Source organism: Vreelandella sp. V005 (assembly GCF_052645115.1).
On record NZ_JBQXYA010000003.1, the window covers coordinates 418,007 to 443,988 of the forward strand.

Consider the following 25,982-nt stretch of genomic DNA (forward strand, 5'->3'; position numbering starts at 1 on the left):
TATAAAGTTAGGACTACATCGGCTTGGGCGATGATAAACTTATGGATGTTGGTTTTGCGGACAGGGACGTTGAGGGTATCGATTGGGCCTGTAACTGATGCCCCAAACAGCCCCATATGGCGACACTAAAGCCTAAAAACCCGCTAAACGCTCTTAAGTCTCTAAACATGGATTGCGAAAGGCCAAAATCGAAAAAGGCAATGATGACCATCATTCCACTAACCGCTAAAAGTTTTACATTCACTTCATCATTCGTCTTTAGCGCTTTTTTGGCAAATGTCGAGGCAAACACTATATACACTAACAATAAACTAGTAGCACCTAATAAGCCTCGACGGGCTAGCGTATCGATAATATCACTATGTAACTGAGGTAAAACACTACCTCTTTCAAACGCTATTTCCCTTGCTACCAAAGATGGCAAATTATCTTGCACCCCAGACTCACCGACACCCATAATAGGATTTTCGATAAACATGCTCCAACCTGCACGCCAAAGCTCAAACCGTGTGCCTAACGATGTATCAGCATTATTGTTAATAAAATATTGGTAGATATCATCAAATATAGCCACTATGCGTAACCAAATCCCAGAGGAAGGGTAGGCAATAATAGCGACTACGAATAAAACCATTATTACAATCGAAATATTACGAGTTTTGGGCTTTATTAAATTATTGGTTGCTGAAAATAGCAATGCCGCCAGGAAAGGTATAGCTACCCAACCGCCCCGTGTACCGGATAGCAAAGAGGCTAACAACCCCAAGAAAGCACCACACATAGCAAACGAAATTAAACCGTAATGAAATTTTGGACGTTTTTGAATATAGTAAATACAAGCCACTAAAGAAAGCGCGCCCATCAAAAGCGATAAATTACCAAAGGGGATGGCGTTAATGCCGTTATCCGCTCTACTTAAACCAATGAAAGCTCTCTCGTAGATAGCAATCAGGCCAGCACTTGCCCCACCAAAACATACACCTAACCAGAACCAATCAGGTGCAGGAGTAAAAACACGTAACACTATTAAAAAAAATGCCGCTACAAACGGCCAAAAGTAAAGATGCCTAAAGCCAGCATCAACTATTAGGGGAAGGCTTCCATCAGTAAGTACGCTTAACCACCATATGCTACCAAAAAAAACTAAGACAGCAACTAGCTTATAATCGTCGTTAGTTAATCCAAACGAACATTTATTATAAGCAACCATCACAGCACAGGCTGCTACTGAAACCAAAAGCGCCGACAATCCAAACCACCAATGAGCCTGAGGAATCGAAATCAGTGTTGCAAAAAAACCCAAAACAATAAAGCCATTGAGTAATGAAACAGCCTTACCTACTCTTGTATCTTGGATAGAATACATATTTTTCATTTAAGTGAGGTCATGTTGATAATATTTAGCCTGACGACTGAACAAGTCATGATAGATGCCACCCAGCTCAAAGAGCGTTTCATGGGTACCAGCCTCTTTGATCTCCCCATCGTCCATCACATAGATATAATCGGCTAAGCGAATAGTTGATAGTCGATGACTAATAACCAATGCCGAACGGTGGCTAATACGCTCTCGGAAGTTTTCAAACAGTTCCGATTCCGCAACAGGGTCCATCGCGCTGGTCGGTTCGTCAAGTATCACGATATTTGACTTAAGCATGAAGGCGCGGGCGAGGGCAATTTTTTGCCACTGACCGACGCTAAGCTCTTTGCCATTGTCGAAGAGCCGAGTCAGCATGGTATCGTACTTGTCATCTAGTTCTTCGATAAAGGCAGCAGCACCTGCATTTTCCGCTGCCCAAGGCACAGAATGCTCCGCATCGCTCCCGTTAATATGGCCAAAGCGAATATTTTCGTGAACAGATTCCGCGTAATGCGAATAGTCCTGAAATATCACGCTAAATAGCTGTCGATACTCATCAATATCACAGTTTTGGGCATCAATACCGTTAACTTTAATATGCCCTTCAGTGGGATCATACAAGCGAGTCATTAATTTAATCAGCGATGTCTTACCAGAGCCGTTAGCCCCTACTAGCGCCACAATCTGGCCTGGCTTAATCTCCATATTAACATTTTTGATAACATTTCTATGGGTACCCGGATAGGCAAAGCATACATTCTCTAATTTTAAATTAGCTTTTTCAGAATGTTCTATCTTAACAGGCTGGGTTGATCTTGGTACGGTATGCTGCATATCCATGAATTCGAACAGCATACCCATATACAAATGGTCTTCATAGAGTTTGGAAAGCTGCTGAACAAGCTCTTGCCCCATGGTTTGAGCACGCTGAAAAATCAATAGAAACAGCACCAATTCGCCAACGCTATTTTGTCCTTGAGCGGTATTCCAAGCCAAGTAACCAAGCGATGTGAAAAAAATCATTGATGCCACTGCCGCAACAATGGATTCCACCATGGTACGCTTGCGGCTAATAGCGAGCTTTTCACCTCGAATTTCGTCGCGGATATTTTTATATTTAATTCTTAAAAAATTGCCTAATTGATTTAAGCGAAGCTCTTTTGCATGAATATCCGAAGTCATTAGCCAATCTAGATACCCTGCACGACGCTCCATTTGAGTCCTTCTACGCTGCCAATCATAAAGTATACGAGTAAAGTAGATTCTCGCAATTAACGCAGGAACGATGGCAAATAGAATTATCGGTAATAAAAGCCAATTAATGGTGGCAATCATCACAACGATAGCCGCCAGCATTAAGACGTTTTTACCTAATAGCATTAAGTTGCTGGCCACTTGGGCCGGTCGCTGGCTTCCAGACTGGCGGGCGCGTTCCAGCGTATCGTGATAAAGCGGGCTCTCATAAAACGCAAGGTCGACGCTGATTGCCGTCTCTTGAACCATGTTATCGACATAGTCCGCGACCAGCATCCCTTGAGTTTCGCGCGCAAATCCAGCCAATGCTCTTGCCACTACATAGGCGAGGGTCCCCATCCCCGTGAGCATGACGTAGTGTAAGACATCACCCACATTGTCTGCGGCCGTCGGCTCAGCAAGCACGTTAGTGACTACATCTACCATTTGCTTTAAAAGGTAAAGCACTCCAAGCCCAGAAATGATTTCAAGTGCTATGAATAGAGTACTCAGCAAAGTCCATTTTCGACTACTTTTCCAAGAAATAGACAAAATACGCATCAACGAAGAAAAAGATGCAAAAAGCTTATTAACTGAAGTCATACAGCTAGCCCGCCCTATTGATTAATTGTTTCATTTTTGAGCTAAACGCGAATATGTTTCATGAAAAGGGCGGATGCAGCAATAAAGCCACTGCCAACGCGGGGCCAGGGGCCAAGCGGCATAGTTTTCGTAGGTAGGCCGAAAAATGCGCGTCCAACCTGTTAATCGCCATTGCCAAATATGAGTACTGTTGGTTTGCCAAGCAAAGGAGAAATCAGGTGTTGGCTTTTTGCGGCTCAAGGAGTGTTCGAACTCAATATCACCATGCATTGCCAATATAGCGGTGCGCACCAATTCACGGGTATTGGGGGTTAAATTCTCTATATCATTTACGGTGGGCGCACTGAAAAAGTCCACCATTTCCAAACATGACCGCACCGTACTGACTAATGCATGCCGCTCGGCACACGCCATTACCTCTTCGATATTAAAATCTTTGTGAGCTTGCATCGCCGTAATATCAACTAACCAATGCAACCGAGACCAGTAATGCTTGGTATGGTGCCAGCATAGATAAACAAACAGCTCGCTGACAGGCATCACGAAGGTATCAACAGTGTTAATGGTGATAGGTTGTCGCTTGCCTATCATTTGCGCTGCATCAAACACTGATCCGGTGTTATCGATCTTGGTATGAAACTCCACAGCAACATTGCGTGGCGAGAGCAGCGTAATAACTTTCTGGTGATTAGCCACAAAGGCAACACTTTCCGCATCAGATGCCAATTGTTGTGGATCATGGGGTTGATAACCGTTGTTCAATGCATATTGCAAAATACGCGGCAGATCATTTTTTGAAACCAGGATATCCACGTCCCGACATAGACGTTGTGCAGGTTCATTATAGAACTGAAAGGCTAGGGTGGGCCCTTTGAAACAGAGGTGCGGTATGCCTAACGGCGATAGCACATCCCTTACAATATTTTTAAATTCCGATGTAATATTCAAATTATGCTGTAAGGCACGTAATGAATAGAGCTTCATGACATCCAGATAGGGAGGTGGGATTTGATCTTTCCACCACCGGCTAAGATGCCCATGCACAACAGGTAATACAAAACGCTCCGATGCCTGATAAGTAAACCCTTCCCAGTCATGCACGAGCGGAATGAGTTCGCTGGCCACCTGAATCTGTTCTTGACTCAAATTTTGCCGCGATAACAATAACAGTAGCTGAAAGTTAGGATCCGCCATGTGTTGGACAGGACAGTCAGGCATCATACGCTCATCCATTTTCTTAGGTTATTCCTGGCGTGGGAAGTAGCCGCCGGTTCATAAACGCTTATCGACATCACATAAGGACGCTTGAACCAGACAATTTGTAAACCAATCAAGACCTATACTGTGCGGATAACCGCCTAAGATGATGTTATTTTGTCCCTGTAAATCATAACTTTACAGGCACAACCTAACAAAAATGAGGCGATGATGCTGCAAGTTTGCATAGATATCATTATATGTATGGTGCGACAACTCATCAAATTTAACTATTATCTTTACATTTAATGTTACCTTATGTAAACAGAATTAACATTTCAATAAGCTAGGCTTCATCATCGCCCAGATGGAGGCTGTTCATGGCCAATTTTATCCGCTGAACAGCGTTCGCTAGGTGATCAGAACATATAAAGGATGACGAATCGACGCTATGACGATCTCGACGCTTCAACCAGATTCATTTTGCAGTGCCAAGGATGTATTTAACGTGCACATGCCATGGGAAATTCCCTATTTTTCAATGGCTGAAGAACATGTACCAATAAAAGATCCTCACTTTCATTTTGTTGAGAGTGCAACGCGGGCCATTTTGATGGGCTTTGCGCAAAATCGGCGCGTCTATGTATATGGCCCACATGGCAGCGGTAAGTCGTCACATATTGAACAGGTCGCTGCTCATCTAAATTGGCCCTGCATTCGCATTAACTTGGATGGCCATATCACCCGGGCCGACCTGATAGGCCGCGATATGGTGGTTATTCGTGACGGCAAACAAGTCACTGAATTTGTGCCCGGCATGTTGGTGTGGGCCATGCAGCGCCCCATCGCACTGATTCTTGATGAGTACGATGCTGGCCGCCCTGACGTGATGTTTGTGATTCAGCGCGTGCTAGAAACACAGGGCAAATTAACCCTACTTGACCAAAACCAGGTCATTACTCCTCACCCCTCTTTCCGACTGTTTGCGACGGCGAACACCGCGGGCCAGGGGGATGCGACAGGGCTTTACGTCGGCACTCAGGCACTCAACCAAGCCCAGCTTGACCGTTGGCACGTCACCACCGAGCTTGGCTATATGACGGCCAAAGCCGAAACAGAGCTGCTGCAAAGAAAGCTCAGTGAGCTACCCCCTGAACAAGTTCAACGTATGGTTACCTGCGCTGGCCTTCTTCGCCAAGCGTTTGCACAAGGTGATATCACGACCCTTATATCATTACGCACGTTAATAGCCTGGGGTGAGAACAGTCTTTTGCTGGATGACCCCCATGAAGCGATGCGATTGAGCTTTTTCAATCGCTGCGATGAAGTAGAACGCTCTTTGGTTTCTGAGATCTATCAACGCTGTTTCGATGTTGAGCTGATATGAGGGCCAATTAATGTCGTTGCGCACCAGTCATGAGCAAGCACTTTTAGAGGCGTGGACGCGCACTTACTCTTCTGGGCGGGTCACTCCCTCCCTTTTAGCAAGCACTCAGCCCGCTTCGCTTAAACATCGTGGAGCAGCAGATGCGCTTGCTGCTTGGCGTCGCTGGCATGATGCAAAGCAGCAAGCGAAATTTACCGACAGCGAACAGTGCTGGTACAGCCTACTTGAGCGCGCCCGTGTGGAAACTCTGGCTATCCATGAATTACCTGGAATAGCACACAATTTAGCGAATCCTGTCGCTACGGCACCCGCCAATAAAGACATGGCCGCGCTTTATCAGGCTGCCCGCCTTATTTTTTTAGGATTGGCAGTTGATGACAAAATTTTGCTGGCCGCGCCGTCACGGCATGCGCACGAAAGCTTATTAAAACGGGCACTTCGCCAGATTAAAGGACAGCAGTCCGCCGCCCCCTCAACGCCGCTGCTTAGCGATGATGAGCTAAAGAAATCTTTGGAGACAGCTTCTCACCACATCAATGAAAGCAGTGCGTTCGCTTCTTGTGTGCTGCCCATTGTTCAGCAACTCGCGCGCTTTTATGCACCCTCTCTACCCTCGCCACCGCCACCGCCAATCAGCACCCGACAAGAGTTAGACGATCAAAGCGAGGTAGAGGAGGATGAGCCAACGATTGAGGCGCCAACCGGAACAGATTTAGCGGACGAGCTCGCAGATCGAGACGATCAAAAACAGCATTATGCAGTTTTCTCTCGTCAATGGGATACCGTGCAGCCTGCCCACTACTGGCTAAAACCTAGTGATATAGAGGCGCTGAAAGAGCTTAACCAACTTGACCAGCGGCGTATCAAGCAGCTTGCTCATCGCCTGCAACGGCGCTTATTAGCCGCCAGTCAACGGCGCTGGTTATTCGACCAGGAGGATGGTCGGTTAGATAATCGCCGTTTAGCGAGGTTACTCGACGACAAACCTAACCAGCGCGTATTTCGAATTGAAAAAGAAGCGCTTATGCCCGAAGCCTGCGTAACGCTATTAGTCGATCAATCAGGCTCTATGGATATAAAGCGTCGGCAAATGGCGGCTACCGCTATTGAGCTCGCCGTTCATACACTTGAAAACTGTAAGATCCGATGCGAAGTACTGGGTTTCACTACCCGCTACACCGCCGACAACCCACTATTTAAACGCTGGCAACAGTTGGGTAAGCCTGAACAGCCAGGGCGCCTGAACGCACTTCAGCATATTATTTACAAAACCCCTGAACAGCCATGGCGACGAATCAAACAGAACCTGGGCTTACTGTTACGCCAGATGCCTGGCCATGAAAATATTGATGGAGAGGCGCTCCAGTGGGCGGCCAACAGGCTCAGCCGTCAACCACAGCCGCGTAAAATCATGATCGTCATATCGGATGGCGCCCCCTACGACAAAGCCACTACGCACGCTAACGGTCGTGATTTCTTGGAGCGCCACCTACGCTTGGTCATTGATGATATTGAGAAAAGCCCCATCAGCTTAGCGGCGATTGGGACTGGCCAAGATGTGGCTCGTTTTTATAACAGTGCCATCACCGTTCGTAGCCCCGAAGCAGTCGCAGAAACGCTATTTGAAAAGCTGGGCGACCTGCTTGTGCCAGCACAAACCAATGAGGGATCATCATGAGCGCTATTGCAGGGCTTATACATCTAGATGCTAGCGCCGTTGATCGCGATACCTTGCAAAGGATGCAAACGCTGTTGACGCCCTATGGTTGCGATGCTCAGCATAGCTGGCACCAGCAAAACGCCGGCCTCTCGCGCGCCTTGTTACGCATTACTTCGGAAGATAGCCTTGACCAACAACCCCTGTGGCACGCTGCTAACAAGCTAGCTGTGGTGTTTGATGGCCGGATAGACAACCGCGAAGAGCTGTGTGAAAAACTCAAAATAGAGACGCCCCAAGCGGCTTTGATGGCAGATAGTGAGTTGGTTTATCAAGCCTGTCTACGCTGGGGCACAGAGACACCGAAGCACTTACTGGGTGATTTCGCACTGGCATGCTGGGAGCCGCAATACCAGCGTCTATGGCTAGCCCGCGATCCTCTGGGTATGCGCCCCCTTTACTGGCACCAACAAGATAGCGTGCTGGCGTTTGCCACAATGCCGAAGGCACTGTTTGCCATACCCGGCCTGACTAAAGCAATCAGTGAGGAACAGCTGCACGACTATTTATGCCTGATACCGATGACAGGGCCTGAAACGTTATACGAAAATGTTTATCGCATTGAAGCAGGTCAAGTAGCGGTTTTTGAAAACGGCCAAGTCAATACACATTTTTATCATCGCTTTGACCCCGAATATGAGCTCAAGCTTGAGAGCGACGAGGCATACGTTGATGCCCTTCGTGAGCAGCTCAATCAAGCGGTTAGTCGGCGCTTACGCTCAAATGGCCCGATCGGTGCTGAACTTAGCTCAGGTTTAGACAGCTCTACCGTTACAGCTACCGCAGCTGAACTGCTCGCCGAACGCCACCAACCGTTAACCGCTTTTACCGCCGTGCCGCGGGAAGGGTTCGACGGACCAGTGCTTCGCGGACGACACGCCGATGAGTCAGTGGGCGCTAGCGCAGTGGTAAAGCGGTTTAAAAATATTGAGCACACGTTGATACGTACCGGCGATACAACGCCGCTTGATCAGCTGCAGGAAGTGGTTGAGTTGCTAGATCGCCCTCCTTTTAACATATGCAATATGGGCTGGTGGATAGCGATTCGCAAGAACGCCAATCAGCGTGGTATCAAAGTACTATTAACGGGCTCCATGGGAAATTTCAGCATCTCCTATGAAGGTTACCCCTACTTGGCATGGCTACTACGCAAAGGACGCTGGATAACACTTTATAGGGTATGCAAAGAGCTTATCCAGCATCAGCCAAAGCTTAAATGGCGAAACTTATTGAGACCATGTCTGGCTCCCCTATGGCCCAACGTCATATGGCGGATGCGCGAAGCAGCACGTGGTCGAGTACTGGCGTTAACAAAGTACTCGGCCATTAGCCCAGCCTGGTCCAAACAGTTGGGTACACAACAGCGAGCGAAGCAAGCCGGCGTTGATACTAGTTTCCAGCCCGCATGGCAAGGCCGCCAACAACGAATTCAGTCGATCTATATGATGGAAAATGGTGATTACAACGCCCTGGCGAACACCTTTGGTATTGAGATGCGCGATCCCACGGCCGATGTGCGCTTGATTGAGTTCTGCTTAGCTATACCTGAATCTCAATACGTAGGAGGCGGACAATTCAAATGGCTACTCATGCGCCTCATGAAAGATGTGCTTCCACCAGAAATCCTTGATATCAAAACCCGAGGCTTACAGTCAGCCGATTGGTACGAGCAGTTGGATAACGCAATGCCGCAAATTCGTGAGGAGCTTGAAAAGCTTAAAGCACACGGTAGCGCTGGCGACTATCTTGACATCGAAAACCTGGAAAAATCATTAAACGAATGGCCTTCTCATAGTGCATTAGGCAGCAAGGAAGCCGAGTTACGCTATCGAACAAAAATGCTACGCGGTTTATCGGTGGGGCGCTTTGTGCGCTATGCTGACGAGCAAAATGAGTAAAATGAGTAAACTAATGCAACAGATTATAATAGACGCGTAACAGACAACTTACTATAGTGGTGGTGTTGCTGCATTTGAAGCAACATTTCTGCTAAAGGAGAATCTTATGTTACATATGGATCGCAAAACCTACGAAGAGCCTTCGCTTCAAGAGCTAGGCGCAATGAAAGACATTACCGAAAACGGTAGTCAGACTTTCAGCGACACGTTTCAGGGCCAAGACGGCACAGCATTTGACATAGGCTCCTGATTTAGTGTGCTAATTGTAAGTAACACACCGCATGCCACGTTACGTGGCATGCGGTTTTTTATTTTTTGGCTGAGCATTTTTTGATTTAAAAAATTGTTACTCGCAATCAACATTGCTGCTGCATCTGCAACACTCACCTGTTCATGTAACCACCTTGATACTCAAAAATCCTATAATAAACAAGGAAATGTACTCAAAGGTTTCATACAGAGCACGTCGATTACTAAATGTACACTTCAGATACAATCTATAGGCGTCCACTGGTCTGAAAGGCTGGATTGCAAGCTCACCAGAAACAATGCACTGCTATGATGGTTAATTTTGATCTTCATTAAAAAATCACAAAAAAGCATGAAATTTAGATCAAAACCTTATTTATCAGAAGCTTAAAAATACAAAAACATAAGGTAATCTTAGAGATTAGGCTTTATTGATGCATGCTAGCAGGCAACGCAAAAAAAGTAATGAAATGTAACGAATATAGGTGGACGAGTAACGCAACAGTTACTATAGTGTGTTTGTTGCCTCCAGGAAGGCATCATCTAGCTAAGGGAACCGACGACATGCTGAAAACAGAACGCAAAACCTATGAAGCCCCTAAGTTGCAAGAACTGGGCGCGATGAAGGACATTACTGAAGCTGGCAATCAGCCAAATGCTGATCAAATGAATGGCCGGAATAATACTGCCTTTCCGCCAGGCTCTTGATTTGATGCACTTTGCTTATAAATGCGGCGCATGCCACGCTATGTGGCATGCGTTTTTATTGCGTTTAAACAAATATTTTTGTTAATTTATTCAAAAAATTTATTTATAGTTAAGTAATAGAATTGCGCTCACCTATCCTGTATAAACAATGAAGCCTTTGCGATGACCTCTACAAACACCACTACGACTATGATGGCAAATACAGAGCTTTCTACCACGACCCTTTTGCAGCGTAACCCCGACATGATTGCCGCTAATTTGGACGGCGACCTTGTCATGATGAATGAAAAATTGGGTCGCTATTATGGTATTTCGGGTGTGGGCGCTCGTGCCTGGGAGCTGCTTGAAACACCCGCTAGCATCGATGACCTCGTTAGCTCCATTTGCAATGAATATGAGATTGATATCGACACCTGCCAGCAGGATATTATTCGCTTTGCTCAAGACCTGATGAAGGTTGATCTAATAGAGCCCGTTAATAAGTAAGGCGAAAAAATTGCGTCGCAACATAGCATCATCTCGCCATAAAGCGGGCAGTTTTATTGCTAAGCCCGCTTTTACCAAATGCTGGTTTTTACCCGTATGGCTAATGCTTGGCCTTAGTCGCCTGATAATTGTTACGCTCACCTTTCGCCGCATTGCTCCTTATCTAGGCAATTCAATAGGTGTAAGCGCCTACTCCCATATTTTAACAAATAAACAAGAGGCCCAGGCATTACGCATTGCTCGGGTAGTACGATTGACTGCACGCTATTGCCCGTGGGTTTCCAACTGTTTTCCTCAAGCCATAACGACTCGCCTGCTATTAGGTATTTATCGCATCCCATATTCACTCTACTTTGGCCTTTGCCGAGATCCAGAGACGAATCAATTTAAAGCCCACGCCTGGGTGACAGCAGGCCGGATACCCGTTTCTGGCGGTCACAGCTTTCAGTATTATACGATTGTCGGCTGCTATATTAAGCCCTGATATAGGTTAATATTTAAAAGCCATAAGCAAGTAGCCCGCGCCCACATTTATCCAGTCTTGATCCTTACATAATAAAGGATACAAGCTAGCCGAGCATGTCACACGGCTGACCAAGTTGCTGAGCCGCTAACCGATCACCTAGCTTGCAGATAACGGCATTCGCCTGTGCTTGGCTTTAGAAGCACTAGCCCTAGAGCCCCCTAACAGTACCTAGACTACCGCTTAGGCCTATTAACTGATCGAATCATCATTCAGTCAGAAACTTACAGACCATCTTCGATAAGGTGACGTCGCTTAACGCTCATAATCTCAGTACGCCGCTATTCAGTCAGTGGAGAAATTACTATAGCTCACAACAATAACCAGATAGCAACAATTAATCATCGTTCATACGTTTAAAGGTGGCGTTAAAAATGCAAAACTTTATTAAGCACGTGCATGTTGAGAAAACTAGTCGTAATTAACGAATTCTCAGATTAAAAAATTCACACTGAAAGTCTAGAATTAATAAACATTTGCATTAAGTAAAAATTATTTTTATAGTATTTACAACCATTTTACAAAAATTAAAGTCATATTTGCCAGCATAACATACTGTTTATAAAAGAATTTTTTATTAAATATTGGCAATAAGAAATAATTCCTTTAGCCAAGCCTGATTTGTAGTTTTGATAGATTAAGATAAAATTATTACAGATGTATTATAAATATTCTGTCTGTTTGATTGGAATTGTAAAGCTTGGTTTCTCAGGTGTGCATAATGATAATATCGATAGGGGGATCCGTTTCAACCGGGTCAACACCATGGATTGACATTATCTCCGCTTATGATGAAGTGCGGGTAATGGACGGTGAACTAAGAATAGGCGAATCAGGGTTATATGACATAGTGTCAAAAATATACGCCAACCAAACTCCTACAGAAGACGAGTTTCTTAAGGTCAAAAATACTCTTATAGGATTCGGGGAAAAAAACCCTATTGCCAGCCGTGTGGTTTTTTATTTTCTACTTAGGCTGCCGGGAGTGTCAGCTTCTATCATCGAAAAAGTAAATCAATACCAGCTTGGAAAACGTTCGTATGATAAGCGATTACCAGGGTTCTCTTTATTTTCAAAAAAAATGCTAAAAGATTTAAATCTTTTACTTAATGATTCCAGTCTTGAAACATCTGCGAGAAAATTAAAAATACAACAACTAATGGGAGTGTATTTTCTTTCTTTAAGAAACATTATCAGTAGTGATAAAAAAGTTGTTTTTGATCAACTTTTTACACCAAAGCTATTATTTGATATTCGATATGGATGCGCTATACCTGACATTTTGAGCAATGTTAAAATTGTAGTGGTGAGGCGTGACCCAAGAGATCAATTTATTGATTTATTATTAAAAAGGAAAAAAAGGTATCACACGATGAAGCCCAGTGAAGCCGTTTCTCATTTCGTAAGCGAATATTTACCTAGATATGATCGAATGTCAGCTATGTTGGAAAATTGTGATCCTAGTAAGGTAATCGATGTGTGGTTCGAAGATATTTTTTTTGATTTTGAAACAGCACTGTGTAAGTTAGAAGATTTTGCTGAGCTGAAAACGAGACCTGCTGTCTTTAATTGTTTTGATTTTTCTGACGCATTTGCAAAAGTTAAAATGTATGAAAGCGGTAAGTTCTCTAATGAAACGGCTTACATAAAAGACAACATGAGGAGGCATTTATATAAATACTGAACTGTAGCATTCTAAAGGTTCTTTCGAGGCTAGCTGCTCAGCAATTTCCACTGAGAAAGCCATTCCTACTGTTTCTCCAACCAATCTAGATACCCATTAGATGCATAGCGCCTGGAAGATGGCCTATTGTCGCTGGCTACCCTACCAGGCTCCCCCAGCATTCTCGAGGCTAACGATGCAATCATTCCTTGCCCGATAGACACTGACAGCGCGCTCTCCGGCGATTTGTAGCCTCTCTCCACAGCGCTACTTTCTCTCAACGTTAATAGTATTAACGCGCTGCTGTTTGCTATTAGAATAGCAATCTCACTGATCTAAACAGTAACTGCCTAAGCGTTGTTAGTGGATCGCGTGCCCTTAATGGGCGACTTGCTTGCCTCAGCATTAATCTCATCAAGCAGGGGCTTCAAACTTTTATCCATATCGTCTAATGACCAAGGGCGGCGGAAGCGATAAACACTAATCTGCTGTGCCAACCGTATACTTTCACGCATAAGCTGTTCGTCAGTATTAAATTCACCGCCTAACTCAGGGCGATAAATAGCGCCCATCACGGTTTTAAAAGCCTCAATTCCTGATAATTTCTGAAGGCTTGCTTCTTCACCTTCGTCGGCACGCTCTAACTGAACTAACGCACTCAGGCGATGGGCATCATAGCGTGCGCCTTTGTTCATCATGAGATGGAATTTATCGGCGCGCATCAGATCTCTCACAAGCCCTTCTGTTTCAATTCCCAACGCCTTGAGTGCATCACGCCATAACTTTGCACGCGCCGGCCCCGGGTGAAGCAGTGGCTCGGAGTCATCTGGCTTAATAACCGCGACATCATCGGTAATTAACGGCCACTGCTGCGAAAAGTGTAACCATGCACTAATGGTTGACTTTCCAGCACCCGAGTGACCAGTAAATGCCCATGCCCCAGCAGGTGTATTAAGGGCACTAACGTGAAGCGGCAACCAATGGCGCTGATGTAACAACGCGCCCAAAGCACTACCCAACAAAAAAAGTCGCACGTCCCCTGGATTAGCAACTGAATCCATCCCACGAGGCATACGACGGTCAAGCAAAATACGCTGCCCCTCCTCCACACGGTAACGCGCAATACCTTCGACAGTAATCTGACAGCGGTCATCTCCCACTTCGAGCCAGTTAGTGAGATAGGTACCATCATCGAGCCGATCAGCCACGCCAGGTGTCGTTACCAGCACATCCGGATGTTCACAAGGCTCAATTTCAGGTAGCTCAGGAAGCTCGAGCGTGGAGCATATTTTGAGCCCATACGTAAGATAGTAGTAACGCTGATTAATGGCAGGTAAATTGCCACGCCTCTCTCCCTGCCCTGACAGAGTATTGCCCGCTGAACTGGTAGCACTTCTCTCAGCCATCATGGTTCCCTTGATAAATTCTGACAAGCACACTGTTAGTGGCAACGATACACCAACTGGACGCTCATCAGCACTTTAAAAATGTAGGTTCGATTATAAGCGAATCTTAAACAGATCCTCGTCATCGATTTCTTAGCTTACAAAAACAACAAAAAGCCTGCAGCTTATTAAACGCTGCAGGCTGTCAAACGCTTCGGTTAGCACTACTCAGGCAGATGAGACCCCCGACCGAGCATTTCAACCAACGAACCGCTTAGGAGAAATCAGGGGTATCCGGAAAACTCGGCGGATGATGATGACCAAATTTTTTATGGAAATAGTGCTTCTTAATCTCAAACAGCTTTTCGAAGAAACCAGGTGAGAAGAAAAACTCGGTTTTTTCGGCCATTGACCCGATTTCAATCAACATCGGGCGCTCATATGCTTTACGTACTTTAGTTGTTCCCATGCCTACGCTCCTTTTGCTTTTTTTCTTGGTTTGCTCAAGGTGCCGAGGTGGGGCGCCGAGAAAACCATGCTTATGTCAACGATCTCTGTATGCGCTTTCGTTGGCTGCATGCTTGTATCACCACGGGCGTTTGCTGCAAAAGCGAAAGTTACATTCAGATACCTAATATTACTATATGAGCAACAAAAGTCACTAGCTTAATTTTGCTTTTTTAAGAATTGGCGTTAAATTTTCGGCCATTTCATCGAACCCCCACGGTCGTGCAAAGCGGTAGATGTGTAATTTAGCCGCTAGTCTTTCGCACATTTGTACTATTGTCTCAGGCGCCATGAATTCACGTCCGAACTCCGCGCGATAAAGCGTATCAAGCAGCATGACAACGGCTTCATCCCCAAACACTTCCGTTAGGCTGGGCTGACTACCAGTGGCACCACGTTCCAGAATAACCAGATGCTTCAGTGGAGCTAAAATCGGTGCTTCGTGGTTATTAGGTGCCGTAATATGGAATTTATCGACCCGGCTTAAATCACGTTGTGCCCCCTCCATGTCTATTTGCAGCGCCTCCATTGTCTCTTTCCAAAGCTTTATTTTTCTTGGCCCTGCATGCAATAGTGGTACTTGGTCTTCGGGCTTTATCACGGCCACATCGTCGGTGATTTGCGGCCAGCCGAGGCGAGTATGTAACCATGCTCCTAAGGTTGATTTACCCGCGCCAGACGGCCCGGTAAACGCCCATAAGGCACCCGATGGCGCTTGTACTGCATTGATGTGTAGTGGCAACCAGCCACGCTGATAGGCGAGTACACCTAGCGCACTGCCCAAAAGGTACACACGCACGTCTGAAGGCGATGCCGCTGAAGCCCTCGGTTCTTTAACGCGCCGATCAATAACGATGCGTTTGCCATTCTCGACGCGATAATTGGCAATGCCCTCAATCCACATCTGGCATTGATCTTCGCTCATTTGTAACCAGCGATTTACCTGACGTCCGTTTAGCAGAGTCTGATCGACATTCCCGGCTACAATTTCAATATCCGGCTGCTCACAGGCACCAATTGGAATGAGTTCGGGCAAGGGTATATGTGAAACAACGGTGAAGCCGTAGGTACTATAATAATACTGCTCGTGGGGATGTTGTTGGGAGCTATGACGTAGTTCATTTTCCCTCTCTTCAACGCCATTCAAGGGAGTTTTGCTGGCTAAAGGGCTACGCATATCACTCATTCCAACACTTACCTTATTAGTTAAACAGCATCAAAACTGGGTAGCCAAGTCAGACGCTACGCTCATACGAGAAGACATAGGTATTTAACACAGAATATAAAAGGCCAGCAGTGTCACTGCAGGCCTTTGTTTATGTTTAAAAATGAGCACTTTTTCTAGCAAATTAACCAAACACAGCGTTACTTAGCCTACAAAATCATTATGAATCAGGATGTTGTGAATAACCGCCGGGATTAGCATTGATATTAGCATTCGCATTGGCTCTGCCACCACTCCGTGATCCTGGTGGACCATTAAAGATAGGGGTGCCGTTTTTGGTGATGTCTCCTAACGATCCGATTTCTACTAATGTAGGAGTTTCATATGTTTTACGCATGTTTTTCATTTTCATGTTTATTCTCCACGTTTTTTATTATTGCCTGTCCCCATAACGCACCTACTTGAGGAGGTGAGAAACCAAGCAAGTGTTCATGCACAGCTAACCGCCAGTTAGCAAGCCAAATTTTTACATTTGGTTACTTAAGAATACTCCACCCAATGAGTTATCACTAGCTGAAAAATGCCTATTTACACTCAACTTTTAATAATAGCATGCTCACTGGTAGCGGATTGACTATCCTTATCACCTCTGTAGCCGCGACCGGTGACATAGTGGGCATCTTACTTCGAGAAGGGAATGCGGACTTTATCGATGGGGGAACACTACACACTATTGGCTCATAAGGTATCGCTTGCCTAGAGCAATGCAAAAGTAACCAAGCGTTTTTGGCACTACCGTACCCCTATATCTAAAAGACCATACTCTAAAAGATCATTCTCTAAAAAATCATTTGTGTGACCATAAGAGCCCCCACTTGGGTGACGCTATGATCGACTATCAGACAGGTGTAACTCACCTCGGTGTGGAGCCCTGGTCATCCAAAAAAAACAATGGGGACCACTGACAGCTCTTATGAAAAGCTTTGAGAAGTGGTCAAGTCCTTATGCAATGCTTACACCACTGATTATTCGATAACTTTTGCATTGCTGCTTACCACTCGCTTCGAAGTCACTGCTCATCAAGTAAAATAATGAGCTTTCAATTTATCGATAAACGTACTTTCTGAGAAATTATTTTCAACTTTTTTAAGAGCATTTACAGAAATAGTTTGATAAAGATGCTGATCATTTTTAAGTCTTAACAATGCCTCAACCAGGCTATTTCTATCCCCATATTCAAAAAGAAGACCATCTATTTCATTCGCTATGATCTCAGCAGGTCCTCCAGAATTAGTGGCAATCACAGGTACTGAAAAATTCATCCACTCCAAGACTACATTCCCGAAAGGCTCAAATTTACTGGGAACAACTGCTACATCAAAATAGTGCATAAACTGCTTAGCCTTATCTAATTTTCCTAGCAAATTTATTTGCTCTTCAAAATCAGAATTTTTCACCAAGCTCTTTAGACGTTCTGCGTCGCGGCCATCACCGATAATTGTTAACGTGAAGTCCGAGAGCCTCTCTTTCTCTTCCATAAAGGTGTTGATTAAAAACTCTTGTCCCTTAGCGTCATTTACTCGCCCAACACAGCAAACATGTGTTTTTGTCTTATCTTTGACCAGATTTTCAATAGTGCCACTCTGCCCACGGGTTTTATCCATATCAATGCTATTATGCACAACCGCTATTTTATTTTCAGACAAACCCCAATTTTCAGCCCAGTTATCGGCAATAGAATGAGAATTAGCTATATACTTATGGATATTGCTATCGAGCAGCGATTTAAAATAAGCCTCTTTGTATATGGAACCAAAGATGGACAACCTTAAATGACATATTTTTTTAGCAGGGATCATTTCAGCAGCTTTTATGGCCTGCCTATCTATATGAGGTGGGTTATTAAAAACGATCAAATCAGGACTTTCATCTTCTATTACTTTTCGGAAATTCTCAACTTGCTTGCGTTCAAATATCTGACTCAACTTTACAAATATTGTAAAATTTAAATAAGAGTTAATTTTGAGAAAAATAGCGGTCAAATAATGACTTCGTTTTGTTTGCCTTGAAACGTAAACGTTTTTTTGATTCTTGGGCTCTTCAATTTCACCCTTGTCATAATTAGCAAAAACTCTCGTGATGCTGTGCTCATCAGCCAAATGTTTACAAATAAGATTCAAAGACTGAAGAGACCCACCTTTCTGACTGCTGTTTTCAAAAAAAACTATTTTCATATACAACCTTATTCTTTGGAAAGTCACCAAAAACTTCACCACACAAAAGTATGCCAAGCCGCAACTTCAAGCCGTCGGCTCGGCACAATCACTATCACTTGAATTAATTAACAGAGAGCGCTGCGATGAATAGGGCGGGCTACTAGTGAAACGTTTAAAGCCGCAGGTCGGTTTGCGCTTTAGGTAACACATATTTCAAGTCATACAACACATGCAAAGGCTTGCCCCAGCTACGAATGTTATCCACTGAAAGCTCTTTAAACTCATTATGGGCGACCGCTAAAATAATAGCATCATAGGCAGAAGGTTCAGGAGACTCGATAGGTGAGATCGCGTAGGCCTGCTCGGCTTCCCGTTTATCCACATGCGGATCATATACATCCGTCTGGATATCATACTCCGCTAGCTCAGCAAGAATATCCACGACCCTTGTGTTACGCAGATCGGGGCAGTTTTCTTTAAATGTCAGCCCCAACACGAGTACGCGTGCTTTCTCAACATGAATCCGCTTCTTAATCATTTGCTTAATCAACTGGCTGGCAACGTAGGCTCCCATCCCATCATTGATACGGCGCCCTGATAAAATTACTTCAGGATGATAGCCAACTTGTTGAGCCTTATGGGTCAGGTAATAGGGGTCAACGCCAATACAATGCCCCCCTACCAGGCCTGGCCGGAATGGTAAAAAATTCCATTTAGTACCGGCCGCCGCCAACACTTCTTCCGTGTCGATATTTAACCGATTGAAAATAACAGCTAACTCGTTAATAAGCGCAATATTCACATCACGCTGGGTATTCTCGATGACTTTAGCAGCTTCAGCAACGCGAATACTGCTAGCCAAATGTGTACCTGCCGTAATGACGCGACGATAAAGGGCATCGACAAATTCAGCCGCCTCTTTCGTTGAGCCAGAGGTGACTTTCTTGATGGTGGTCACCCTGTGCTCTTTATCTCCGGGGTTGATCCGCTCAGGGCTGTAGCCCGCGAAGAAATCCTGGTTAAATACCAACCCTGAAATGCGCTCGATGACAGGGATACAATCTTCTTCTGTCGCGCCTGGGTAGACAGTGGATTCATAAATTACCACGTCGCCCTTGGAGATAACCTGGCCTAGTGTTTCGCTGGCTTTTATCAGCGGGGTTAAATCAGGACGACGACTATCGTCAATCGGCGTGGGTACCGTAACGATGTAAACCGTGCAATCACGAAGTACCTCCAGGTCACTGGCAAAACTTAGCTGTGTGGATTCAGCCAGTAAAGAGGGCTCTACTTCCAACGTGCGATCAATACCATCATTTAGTTCTGCGATACGCTTAGCGTTGATATCAAAACCAACAGTTGGCATTACCTTCCCGAACTCAACGGCAAGAGGAAGCCCAACGTACCCCAAGCCGATGATTCCTAAACGAACGTTATCCATATTGACCATTACGATGTCCCTTGTGATGTAGTGTTAATCTCGGTGCGGTAACCGTTAGGGTTCTGGCGCTGCCAGCGCCAAGTATCCGCAATCATTTCGTCCAAGCCGCGCAGAGCCTGCCACCCCAGCTCCTTTTCGGCTTTGCTTGGATCCGCCCAGAAAGCTGCCAGATCACCCTCACGGCGCGAGGCAAATTGATAAGGAATCTGACGCTCAGAGACACGCTCGAAAGCCTCGATCATTTGCAGCACCGACAGCCCTTGGCCAGTACCCAGGTTATATATGTGTGAGCCTGGCAACGTTAAACGGTCTAGGGCACTGACATGCCCCTCAGCCAGATCCATTACGTGAAGATAATCCCTGACACAGGTGCCATCTGCAGTGGCATAATCATTGCCAAAAACGGTTAACGTTGAACGACGGCCCACCGCCACTTGAGCAATATAGGGCATCAGGTTATTGGGGGTGCCCTGCGGGTCCTCCCCGATCATGCCAGAGGAGTGCGCTCCTATCGGGTTGAAGTAACGTAACATAGCTATCGACCAACGTTCGTCGCTCCTAACCAGGTCGTCTAGAACTTGCTCCACTATCGATTTTGAAGCGCCATAGGGATTGGAAGTAGCGCCCCGCGGCATACTCTCGATGTAGGGTATGGGTGCCTCTGGCCCATAAACCGTTGCCGATGAACTAAATACCAAGCGGAATACACCTGCCTGAAGCATCGCTTGGCAAAGCGTTATCGAACCGTTCACATTGGTATCATAATAAGCCAATGGCGCAGAGACGCTTTCACCGACAGCCTTTAGTCCTGCAAAATGAATCACCGCATGGATATCATGCTCGCGAAAAAGCTTATCGAGACAGGCGCGGTCGCGAATGTCGCCTTCGATAAAGGTTAGCGCTCGACCAGCAAGCTGTTCTACTCGGTGAAGCGCCTCTTGAGACGCGTTGCAAAGGTTATCCAGTACAACAACGTCGTATCCGGCTTCAAGCAATGAAAGAGCCGTATGCGATCCAATATAACCGGCACCGCCCGTGACGAAGACTTTTTTAGTGGGTTTCATCAATACCTACAATAATATTCAGAATCTGTTAACTCTAAAAAAAACATTCTCGGCCAACACTTTAAGCCTACCTTTCATTGAAGTGCGCTTAGAGGTTGGCGTCTTCAGCACACCGGGCCAAAGCTTTTCACATACGGCTTGATGTAGCCTGTCGTTGAGCCGGTCTTCAAAACTCGGCATCAGAAAGTTTTTCAACAGAATTCTGTTATTCATTATTGCGGTAGAGTCATGGTAGATATCATGATCTTGCATTCCTAAAGAAACGCAGCAACCCGTGCGGTGCTCCCAAAAAAACAGGTCATAATCGTCATACCCTAAAGATGAAAAGCCGAATTCGCCTTTAGCCTTGAACTCTTCAAAATAACCGTCTATAAGCTTAAGAAGGTGCCTCGGATAAAGCACCCTTTTATATAAATTGCTCATGGCACGTGCATCTAGCTTAGGAAAATTCGTTATTCCTGAGCGCTTGGAGTACGTGGCCCTACCCACTTCTGACGCCTCACCCTTTATTTCCAAGGCACCTTGAGGGAACCATCGCTGCATTGCCACCAGCTTTTTAAGCTCTGACGTTTTGTGTTTACGTAAAAAAGCCGTTGTTCTATTTAACACTTCCGCCAGCTCGCTGGCTTCGTTCACGCTTACGCTTTCAATATCAATAATATGGTGTTGAACCCCGAGATTTTGTGCAAATTCATGCACCTGCTTTGCTTCAGCGGTTTCAACCAGGTTACCGCAATAAGAGTACGCTTCCACCTTCTGGCGCCATTCATGAAATGCCGACAAATTAATACGGCTATCCTGACCCAACGAAAGGCTGACCAATACCGACCGACTAGAAAAGTAGAGATCTGCTGTTTTTTTGAGGATATCGGCAGAATCATCCACTACTTCTGAAAAGGTTCTGCTGTCACTATCGAGAGGTTCGCGCGGGAAGATTCGGATTCGTTTTTTGAGCAGTGAACTGAAATATACGTTTGCTCCAACGAGTTCTATACCTTTAAATGGGCTTTTATAGCCGGGTAGATGCCTTCGACCTACGGTATAAAAGGCAGCATCAATTATTTCTTGAAGGTTTTCATCTCGTTCACTGCCCACTAACTCTGCTAGCAGCTGAGAGTGTGAAGCAAAACAGTAATGCTCATCTTGCTGGTAGTAATAGAGGGGTGCCAACGCCGTCGCATCACAAAGCGCGCAAATGACACCATTTTCAATTAAGAAGAGTTGAAAACGGCCTGTAAGCTGGTCTACGTAATCAATTATCTCGGTTCTTAATCTTCCGCTTTCTAATACTCCACCTTCTTGTTCAAGAAAGTGGTCTACTATTTCTTGCTCGATCTCGCCCGTAAAAGGGTTAACGGCATTACCTACGAGAATAGCAGCGCCGGTTTGGCAAGCACTGATAAAAACCGTTGCATTAGGATGGGACCGCACTATATACCCATTGATATCTTGCTTTTTCCAACTGGAAAGCTCATCCCAAGCGTTATTTGAAAGGCTTGCATGACTAGGATATAAAGCAAAGCCACGAGCAAATAGTAACTCTTCGGTTATCGTTAAACTGTCGCCAGTCATTTCACCCCCCTGTTCATTAATATCCCGCCGCTTGGTCTACCAAGGTAACCATGCCTTGTCCTTTTACAATGGCATTGTAATTATCAAGGAACACTGAGAGCGCCCGTTCGAGATAATGCGGAGTGGTTCCCGATACGTGGGGCGTGATTAAAATATCGTCGCGTTTCCACAAAGGTGATTCAGCCGGTAACGGCTGTTGTTCGAACACATCCAGGGCAGCGCCCTTGAGTAGCCCAGCATCGAGTGCCTTAAGCACTGATTCTCCTTTCACTACGCCACCACGAGAGATATCGATCAATACGGCACCTGGCTTTAACTGGCCCAATAACGCATCGTCGACCAAGGCGCGAGTGTCCTCTGTCAATGGCAAGCAGCACACTAAAAAATCCGTGCGGCTCAGCTCAGCACCAATATTCTTGAGAGAAACGACTCGATCTACCTGCGCCACCTCGCGCATATTTCTCAGCGTACCGACCACCGTCATTTCAAACGCCTTGGCACGTTGCGCTAAGCTCTGACCAATATGACCCAAACCCAAGACAGTCAATTGTTTACCCGTCAGCTCGTCAAGCCAAGCGCGTTGCCACATCGCTTGTTTGGCTTGGTCATGAAAGCGTCCAAACTGCTTAGTGAAGTGAAGCATGGCACCGATGGCATACTCGCTCATCGGCGCACCATGCACACCACTACTTTTAGTCATCACGACCGTAGACTTGTCGAAGTCCATCTCCCAGATCTTTTCGACACCGGCTGATAAAAAGTGGATCCAGCGGTAACCGGCAAGCTGCGCCAACGCATCAGGTAGCCACGGCAACGTCGGGGTAATCACTACATCAAAGTGGACATGCCGGGGCACGGCCTCTGCACTATCGGCAAAGACGAGCTCCACGCCTGGCATCGCTGAATGTAAGGTATGAACGATAGATGCTTGCTGCTGGGCGAGTACATCGGACTTCTGGAGATAAAGCACACGCCGAATTGGCTCAGGCGATAATGGCATTATGCCTCTCCTCTACGGCCTAGACGGTAGGCACATTCGGCTAATTGCTGCTGATTTATAAGGAGTGACGCCTCATCAGCACAGCGCCAATGCGACTCGGCCTCGCGCAGCTTATTAATTTCGGCAGGAAAATCCACAATTTTAAGCAGATCTTCTGGGCTCGAGGCGCCTGAGTGAAAGGCACGCGATAAGATAATCCATTGGGACCCCAAACGGACATGCTCGCCGATTACCGTTTCAGCGGGCAATTCCCCTTGGCCGATACGTGCGACACCGCCGACCCCCCAAGTGACACCGGATTGATTGAGCACCGTTGTTGCAGGATCTAATAAACGCGCCGCCATGGGTTCAAATAAGAAGTTAAGGCCCATGCTCAAGGAAAGGTCGTTAAGGCCTAGATGCACTTCGTCCCGCCCAGGCGTGAGCAAACCTAGCCAATCGGGCAGCCGAGCAAGCGATGCTGCAGTTTCTGCAAGAAAAGTAACGGGCACACGGCTATTCACCATATCGAGAAACTGCCCCACGTCGCTACGCGTGGAAAACATCGGCAACATCAGCCGCTGAGCCCCATGAGCGATAGCCGCATCGACTTCACTGCGCGTCATTTCATGCAGGGGGTTGAGCCGCACCATTAGCTCAGCGCGTTTAAGCACGTTAGCCACCGCTTCGATCTGCTCAACCGAGTGGGCAGCTTTATGGGTATCAAGATGGCCCTGGCGTTCAGCTTTCCCCATCACTTCTTGATCCATGAATATACGCGCCACCCCGTGCTGCTCTATGAACGCTGCAATATCCGGGCTTGCGGTGATCATCATAAAATTGAGCTGGTTCATCGCATCGCCTCCTCGACATCGCTATCTTGGGGAGGCTGGCCATTCAAATGATCTCGATAGGTACGCCAGTTCAGTCCCGGTTCGCCGTAAATCCCGCCACCGGTCAGCACTACCTTAATGGTCAACAATAGAATTCTGAGATCCAAAGCCAGGCTAAGTTTATCGACGTACTCAGCGTCATAGGCTAATTGTTGTAGCCAGCCAAGACTACGCCGCCCTCTCACCTGAGCAAGCCCGGTCAAACCAGGACGAACACTGAAACGTTTTTTATAACTGGGAGGGACTACTTCTGTCTGCTCTATCAGCACAGGGCGAGGGCCCACTACACTCATGTCGCCTTTGAAAATATTGATCAATTGGGGTAATTCATCAAGGCTGGTAGCGCGGATAAAACGGCCCGCACGCGTAATCCGAGGGTCGTGCCCAGCACTGACCACCTGCTCTTGATGTTGATTAATAGCCTCAGGGGGACGATGCAGCATGGTACGAAATTTATAAATTTTGAAAGGCCGCGCCTGCTGGCCGGCACGTTGCTGCATAAAAAAAACCGGCCCTTTACTGTCTAGCTTGATCCATACCGCGACCACCAGCAGCAACGGAAATAGGACGATTAAGCCGAGACCACTTGCGACCATGTCAAAAAAACGTTTGATTCCCTGCCTCATACTAACTCCATTGCTTTAAGAATCACTTTATTAACCTTACGTACGTCGTAATGCCGCTCAACTAATACCCTGGACGCCTCGGCCATTTGCGGTACGAGCGCGGGCCGTTCAGCAAACTTGCGCATCGCCTCTAGCAAGGGAGCAGTGCGACGGGGAGCCACTAAAAACCCGTTGACACCATCCTCGACCGTTTCCCGACAGCCCGGTGCATCGCTCGTAATGATGGGGCGCCGCATACTCATCGCTTCAAGAACCGAGCGTGGCGTCCCCTCACGATAAGACGGCAACACAAACACCGAACATTCGGCAATCCAGGGACGCACATCAGAGACACCGCCAATGAACTCGACGATACCTTGGCGCTTCCAGCGCTCTAGATCTTCAAGCGCACACGAGTGAGGTAGATTTGGATCGTGCGGACCGACGGCGATAAACCGCACCGCCGGATGGTCAATATGCAACTGAGCCGCCGCCTCACAAAACTCTTCAACGCCTTTTTCCGTTAACAAACGGCCAATAAATAAAAATGTTAAGCCGCCCTCTGGCAGTTGAGTAGCATTAAAGCGCTGAATATCCACACCTGAGCCATAGGTCCGTACGGCCTTCGCCCTATCACGAAGAATTCCCCGCTCAGTGAACTCTTGAAGATCATCGGGATTCTGAAAAAATACCTTCCGGTTACAGGCCAGCCCAACACGGTAGAGCAATGAAACCACTTTCTGTAGCCGACGGTTTTTAGCGCTCTCGGTCGTAAATACATGCCCTAGCCCAGTAATCATCGAATAAATACGAGGCACGCCTGCGGCTTTGGCAGCGAGGCTACCGTACACCACTGGCTTGATGGTATAGCCAAAGACAACCTTAGGTTTTACCTTGCGAATGAGGCGGTAAAAAGACCAAAGCGTCTTAAGGTCGTGCACAGGGTTAATACCGGTTCGCCCCATCTCAATTGGATAAATGGTGATACCTAGCTCTTCCACTTCAGGCAGATAATCCGCCGTCGGTACGGCGGCAGCCACCTCTAACCCAGCATTACGCATATCGTGAATCAGATCACCGCGATTGGCGATCAACGAGCGAGCATTGCCGGCAAGTATCAAGACGTCCAAG

At 46.3% G+C, this 25,982-nt stretch carries 23 protein-coding genes; 8 read left to right on the forward strand and 15 right to left on the reverse strand.

Features of this window, described 5'->3' with window-relative positions; genetic code table 11:
• Positions 1–13: 13 nt before the first annotated feature.
• Genes ACUN8H_RS10535 through ACUN8H_RS10545 form a run of 3 tightly spaced genes read right to left on the reverse strand, consistent with a single transcriptional unit; the run spans position 14 to position 4,429 of the window.
• Positions 14–1,375, reverse strand: a complete 1,362-nt coding sequence (locus tag ACUN8H_RS10535) for an O-antigen ligase family protein (RefSeq protein ID WP_445532080.1) — start codon at positions 1,373–1,375, stop codon at positions 14–16.
• A complete protein-coding gene (locus tag ACUN8H_RS10540) occupies positions 1,376–3,196 on the reverse strand; it encodes an ABC transporter ATP-binding protein (RefSeq protein WP_445532081.1) in 1,821 nt (606 codons plus the stop codon).
• Between the two features lie 30 nt (positions 3,197–3,226).
• The gene (locus ACUN8H_RS10545; protein WP_445532082.1) at positions 3,227–4,429 is read right to left on the reverse strand and encodes a nucleotidyltransferase domain-containing protein; all 1,203 of its coding nucleotides are present in this window, start codon (positions 4,427–4,429) and stop codon (positions 3,227–3,229) included.
• Positions 4,430–4,844: 415 nt separating this feature from the next.
• On the opposite strand from ACUN8H_RS10545, the gene ACUN8H_RS10550 reads away from it, so the two are divergent.
• The 8 genes from ACUN8H_RS10550 to ACUN8H_RS10585 all read left to right on the forward strand — a co-directional run bounded on the left by ACUN8H_RS10550 (position 4,845) and on the right by ACUN8H_RS10585 (position 13,045).
• Positions 4,845–5,780, forward strand: coding sequence for an AAA family ATPase (locus tag ACUN8H_RS10550; RefSeq protein ID WP_445532083.1), 936 nt, complete (start codon positions 4,845–4,847; stop codon positions 5,778–5,780).
• 10 nt (positions 5,781–5,790) lie between these two features.
• A complete protein-coding gene (locus ACUN8H_RS10555; protein ID WP_445532084.1) occupies positions 5,791–7,458 on the forward strand; it encodes a cobaltochelatase CobT-related protein in 1,668 nt (555 codons plus the stop codon).
• A complete protein-coding gene (locus ACUN8H_RS10560) occupies positions 7,455–9,395 on the forward strand; it encodes an asparagine synthetase B family protein (protein WP_445532085.1) in 1,941 nt (646 codons plus the stop codon). The genes ACUN8H_RS10555 and ACUN8H_RS10560 overlap by 4 nt, the downstream gene beginning before the upstream one ends.
• Positions 9,396–9,501: 106 nt before the next feature.
• Positions 9,502–9,645 (forward strand): hypothetical protein, encoded by a 144-nt coding sequence (locus ACUN8H_RS10565; protein WP_445532086.1) that lies wholly within the window; start codon positions 9,502–9,504, stop codon positions 9,643–9,645.
• A 563-nt stretch (positions 9,646–10,208) separates the two neighbouring features.
• Positions 10,209–10,352 carry a hypothetical protein gene (locus ACUN8H_RS10570; protein WP_445532087.1) on the forward strand — a complete coding sequence of 48 codons (144 nt, stop codon included), beginning with the start codon at positions 10,209–10,211 and terminating at the stop codon, positions 10,350–10,352.
• A 162-nt stretch (positions 10,353–10,514) separates the two neighbouring features.
• Complete coding sequence (locus ACUN8H_RS10575; protein ID WP_445532088.1) at positions 10,515–10,838, forward strand: PqqD family peptide modification chaperone; 324 nt, start codon at positions 10,515–10,517, stop codon at positions 10,836–10,838.
• Between the two features lie 10 nt (positions 10,839–10,848).
• Positions 10,849–11,322 (forward strand): lasso peptide biosynthesis B2 protein, encoded by a 474-nt coding sequence (locus ACUN8H_RS10580; RefSeq protein ID WP_445532089.1) that lies wholly within the window; start codon positions 10,849–10,851, stop codon positions 11,320–11,322.
• A 760-nt stretch (positions 11,323–12,082) separates the two neighbouring features.
• A complete protein-coding gene (locus ACUN8H_RS10585) occupies positions 12,083–13,045 on the forward strand; it encodes a sulfotransferase (RefSeq protein ID WP_445532090.1) in 963 nt (320 codons plus the stop codon).
• A gap of 329 nt (positions 13,046–13,374) precedes the next feature.
• Here ACUN8H_RS10585 and ACUN8H_RS10590 read toward each other — a convergent pair whose 3' ends face one another.
• The 12 genes from ACUN8H_RS10590 to ACUN8H_RS10645 all read right to left on the reverse strand — a co-directional run bounded on the left by ACUN8H_RS10590 (position 13,375) and on the right by ACUN8H_RS10645 (position 25,981).
• Entirely contained in the window at positions 13,375–14,430 is a 1,056-nt protein-coding gene (locus tag ACUN8H_RS10590) for a hypothetical protein (RefSeq protein WP_445532091.1), read from the reverse strand.
• A 253-nt stretch (positions 14,431–14,683) separates the two neighbouring features.
• Positions 14,684–14,878 carry a hypothetical protein gene (locus tag ACUN8H_RS10595; protein ID WP_445532092.1) on the reverse strand — a complete coding sequence of 65 codons (195 nt, stop codon included), beginning with the start codon at positions 14,876–14,878 and terminating at the stop codon, positions 14,684–14,686.
• A gap of 192 nt (positions 14,879–15,070) precedes the next feature.
• Complete coding sequence (locus ACUN8H_RS10600) at positions 15,071–16,063, reverse strand: hypothetical protein (protein WP_445532093.1); 993 nt, start codon at positions 16,061–16,063, stop codon at positions 15,071–15,073.
• Between the two features lie 238 nt (positions 16,064–16,301).
• A complete protein-coding gene (locus ACUN8H_RS10605) occupies positions 16,302–16,493 on the reverse strand; it encodes a lasso RiPP family leader peptide-containing protein (protein WP_445532094.1) in 192 nt (63 codons plus the stop codon).
• 667 nt (positions 16,494–17,160) lie between these two features.
• Entirely contained in the window at positions 17,161–18,315 is a 1,155-nt protein-coding gene (locus ACUN8H_RS10610) for a glycosyltransferase family 4 protein (protein WP_445532095.1), read from the reverse strand.
• Positions 18,316–18,469: 154 nt separating this feature from the next.
• Entirely contained in the window at positions 18,470–19,747 is a 1,278-nt protein-coding gene (tviB, locus tag ACUN8H_RS10615; protein ID WP_445532096.1) for a Vi polysaccharide biosynthesis UDP-N-acetylglucosamine C-6 dehydrogenase TviB, read from the reverse strand.
• Entirely contained in the window at positions 19,747–20,802 is a 1,056-nt protein-coding gene (gene galE / locus ACUN8H_RS10620; RefSeq protein ID WP_445532097.1) for a UDP-glucose 4-epimerase GalE, read from the reverse strand. Before galE ends, tviB begins: the two co-directional genes overlap by 1 nt.
• Before the next feature lie 18 nt (positions 20,803–20,820).
• Positions 20,821–22,374: a hypothetical protein gene (locus ACUN8H_RS10625; RefSeq protein ID WP_445532098.1), complete on the reverse strand. Its 1,554-nt coding sequence runs from the start codon at positions 22,372–22,374 to the stop codon at positions 20,821–20,823.
• A 16-nt stretch (positions 22,375–22,390) separates the two neighbouring features.
• Complete coding sequence (locus tag ACUN8H_RS10630) at positions 22,391–23,374, reverse strand: D-2-hydroxyacid dehydrogenase (RefSeq protein WP_445532099.1); 984 nt, start codon at positions 23,372–23,374, stop codon at positions 22,391–22,393.
• A complete protein-coding gene (locus ACUN8H_RS10635) occupies positions 23,374–24,207 on the reverse strand; it encodes an aldolase/citrate lyase family protein (protein ID WP_445532100.1) in 834 nt (277 codons plus the stop codon). Before ACUN8H_RS10635 ends, ACUN8H_RS10630 begins: the two co-directional genes overlap by 1 nt.
• Positions 24,204–24,872: a sugar transferase gene (locus ACUN8H_RS10640; RefSeq protein WP_445532101.1), complete on the reverse strand. Its 669-nt coding sequence runs from the start codon at positions 24,870–24,872 to the stop codon at positions 24,204–24,206. The genes ACUN8H_RS10635 and ACUN8H_RS10640 overlap by 4 nt, the downstream gene beginning before the upstream one ends.
• A complete protein-coding gene (locus ACUN8H_RS10645; protein WP_445532102.1) occupies positions 24,869–25,981 on the reverse strand; it encodes a glycosyltransferase family 4 protein in 1,113 nt (370 codons plus the stop codon). The genes ACUN8H_RS10640 and ACUN8H_RS10645 overlap by 4 nt, the downstream gene beginning before the upstream one ends.
• Between the last annotated feature and the right edge of the window lies 1 nt (position 25,982).

Bases quoted from the DNA above. Each gene is read 5' to 3' on its own strand.
- ACUN8H_RS10535 (WP_445532080.1), bottom strand. From the start codon at position 1,375: ATGAAAAATATGTATTCTATCCAAGATACAAGAGTAGGTAAGGCTGTT.
- ACUN8H_RS10540 (WP_445532081.1), bottom strand. From the start codon at position 3,196: ATGACTTCAGTTAATAAGCTTTTTGCATCTTTTTCTTCGTTGATGCGT.
- ACUN8H_RS10545 (WP_445532082.1), bottom strand. From the start codon at position 4,429: ATGGATGAGCGTATGATGCCTGACTGTCCTGTCCAACACATGGCGGAT.
- ACUN8H_RS10550 (WP_445532083.1), top strand. From the start codon at position 4,845: ATGACGATCTCGACGCTTCAACCAGATTCATTTTGCAGTGCCAAGGAT.
- ACUN8H_RS10555 (WP_445532084.1), top strand. From the start codon at position 5,791: ATGTCGTTGCGCACCAGTCATGAGCAAGCACTTTTAGAGGCGTGGACG.
- ACUN8H_RS10560 (WP_445532085.1), top strand. From the start codon at position 7,455: ATGAGCGCTATTGCAGGGCTTATACATCTAGATGCTAGCGCCGTTGAT.
- ACUN8H_RS10565 (WP_445532086.1), top strand. From the start codon at position 9,502: ATGTTACATATGGATCGCAAAACCTACGAAGAGCCTTCGCTTCAAGAG.
- ACUN8H_RS10570 (WP_445532087.1), top strand. From the start codon at position 10,209: ATGCTGAAAACAGAACGCAAAACCTATGAAGCCCCTAAGTTGCAAGAA.
- ACUN8H_RS10575 (WP_445532088.1), top strand. From the start codon at position 10,515: ATGACCTCTACAAACACCACTACGACTATGATGGCAAATACAGAGCTT.
- ACUN8H_RS10585 (WP_445532090.1), top strand. From the start codon at position 12,083: ATGATAATATCGATAGGGGGATCCGTTTCAACCGGGTCAACACCATGG.
- ACUN8H_RS10590 (WP_445532091.1), bottom strand. From the start codon at position 14,430: ATGGCTGAGAGAAGTGCTACCAGTTCAGCGGGCAATACTCTGTCAGGG.
- ACUN8H_RS10595 (WP_445532092.1), bottom strand. From the start codon at position 14,878: ATGGGAACAACTAAAGTACGTAAAGCATATGAGCGCCCGATGTTGATT.
- ACUN8H_RS10605 (WP_445532094.1), bottom strand. From the start codon at position 16,493: ATGAAAATGAAAAACATGCGTAAAACATATGAAACTCCTACATTAGTA.
- ACUN8H_RS10610 (WP_445532095.1), bottom strand. From the start codon at position 18,315: ATGAAAATAGTTTTTTTTGAAAACAGCAGTCAGAAAGGTGGGTCTCTT.
- tviB (WP_445532096.1), bottom strand. From the start codon at position 19,747: ATGGTCAATATGGATAACGTTCGTTTAGGAATCATCGGCTTGGGGTAC.
- galE (WP_445532097.1), bottom strand. From the start codon at position 20,802: ATGAAACCCACTAAAAAAGTCTTCGTCACGGGCGGTGCCGGTTATATT.
- ACUN8H_RS10625 (WP_445532098.1), bottom strand. From the start codon at position 22,374: ATGACTGGCGACAGTTTAACGATAACCGAAGAGTTACTATTTGCTCGT.
- ACUN8H_RS10630 (WP_445532099.1), bottom strand. From the start codon at position 23,374: ATGCCATTATCGCCTGAGCCAATTCGGCGTGTGCTTTATCTCCAGAAG.
- ACUN8H_RS10635 (WP_445532100.1), bottom strand. From the start codon at position 24,207: ATGAACCAGCTCAATTTTATGATGATCACCGCAAGCCCGGATATTGCA.
- ACUN8H_RS10640 (WP_445532101.1), bottom strand. From the start codon at position 24,872: ATGAGGCAGGGAATCAAACGTTTTTTTGACATGGTCGCAAGTGGTCTC.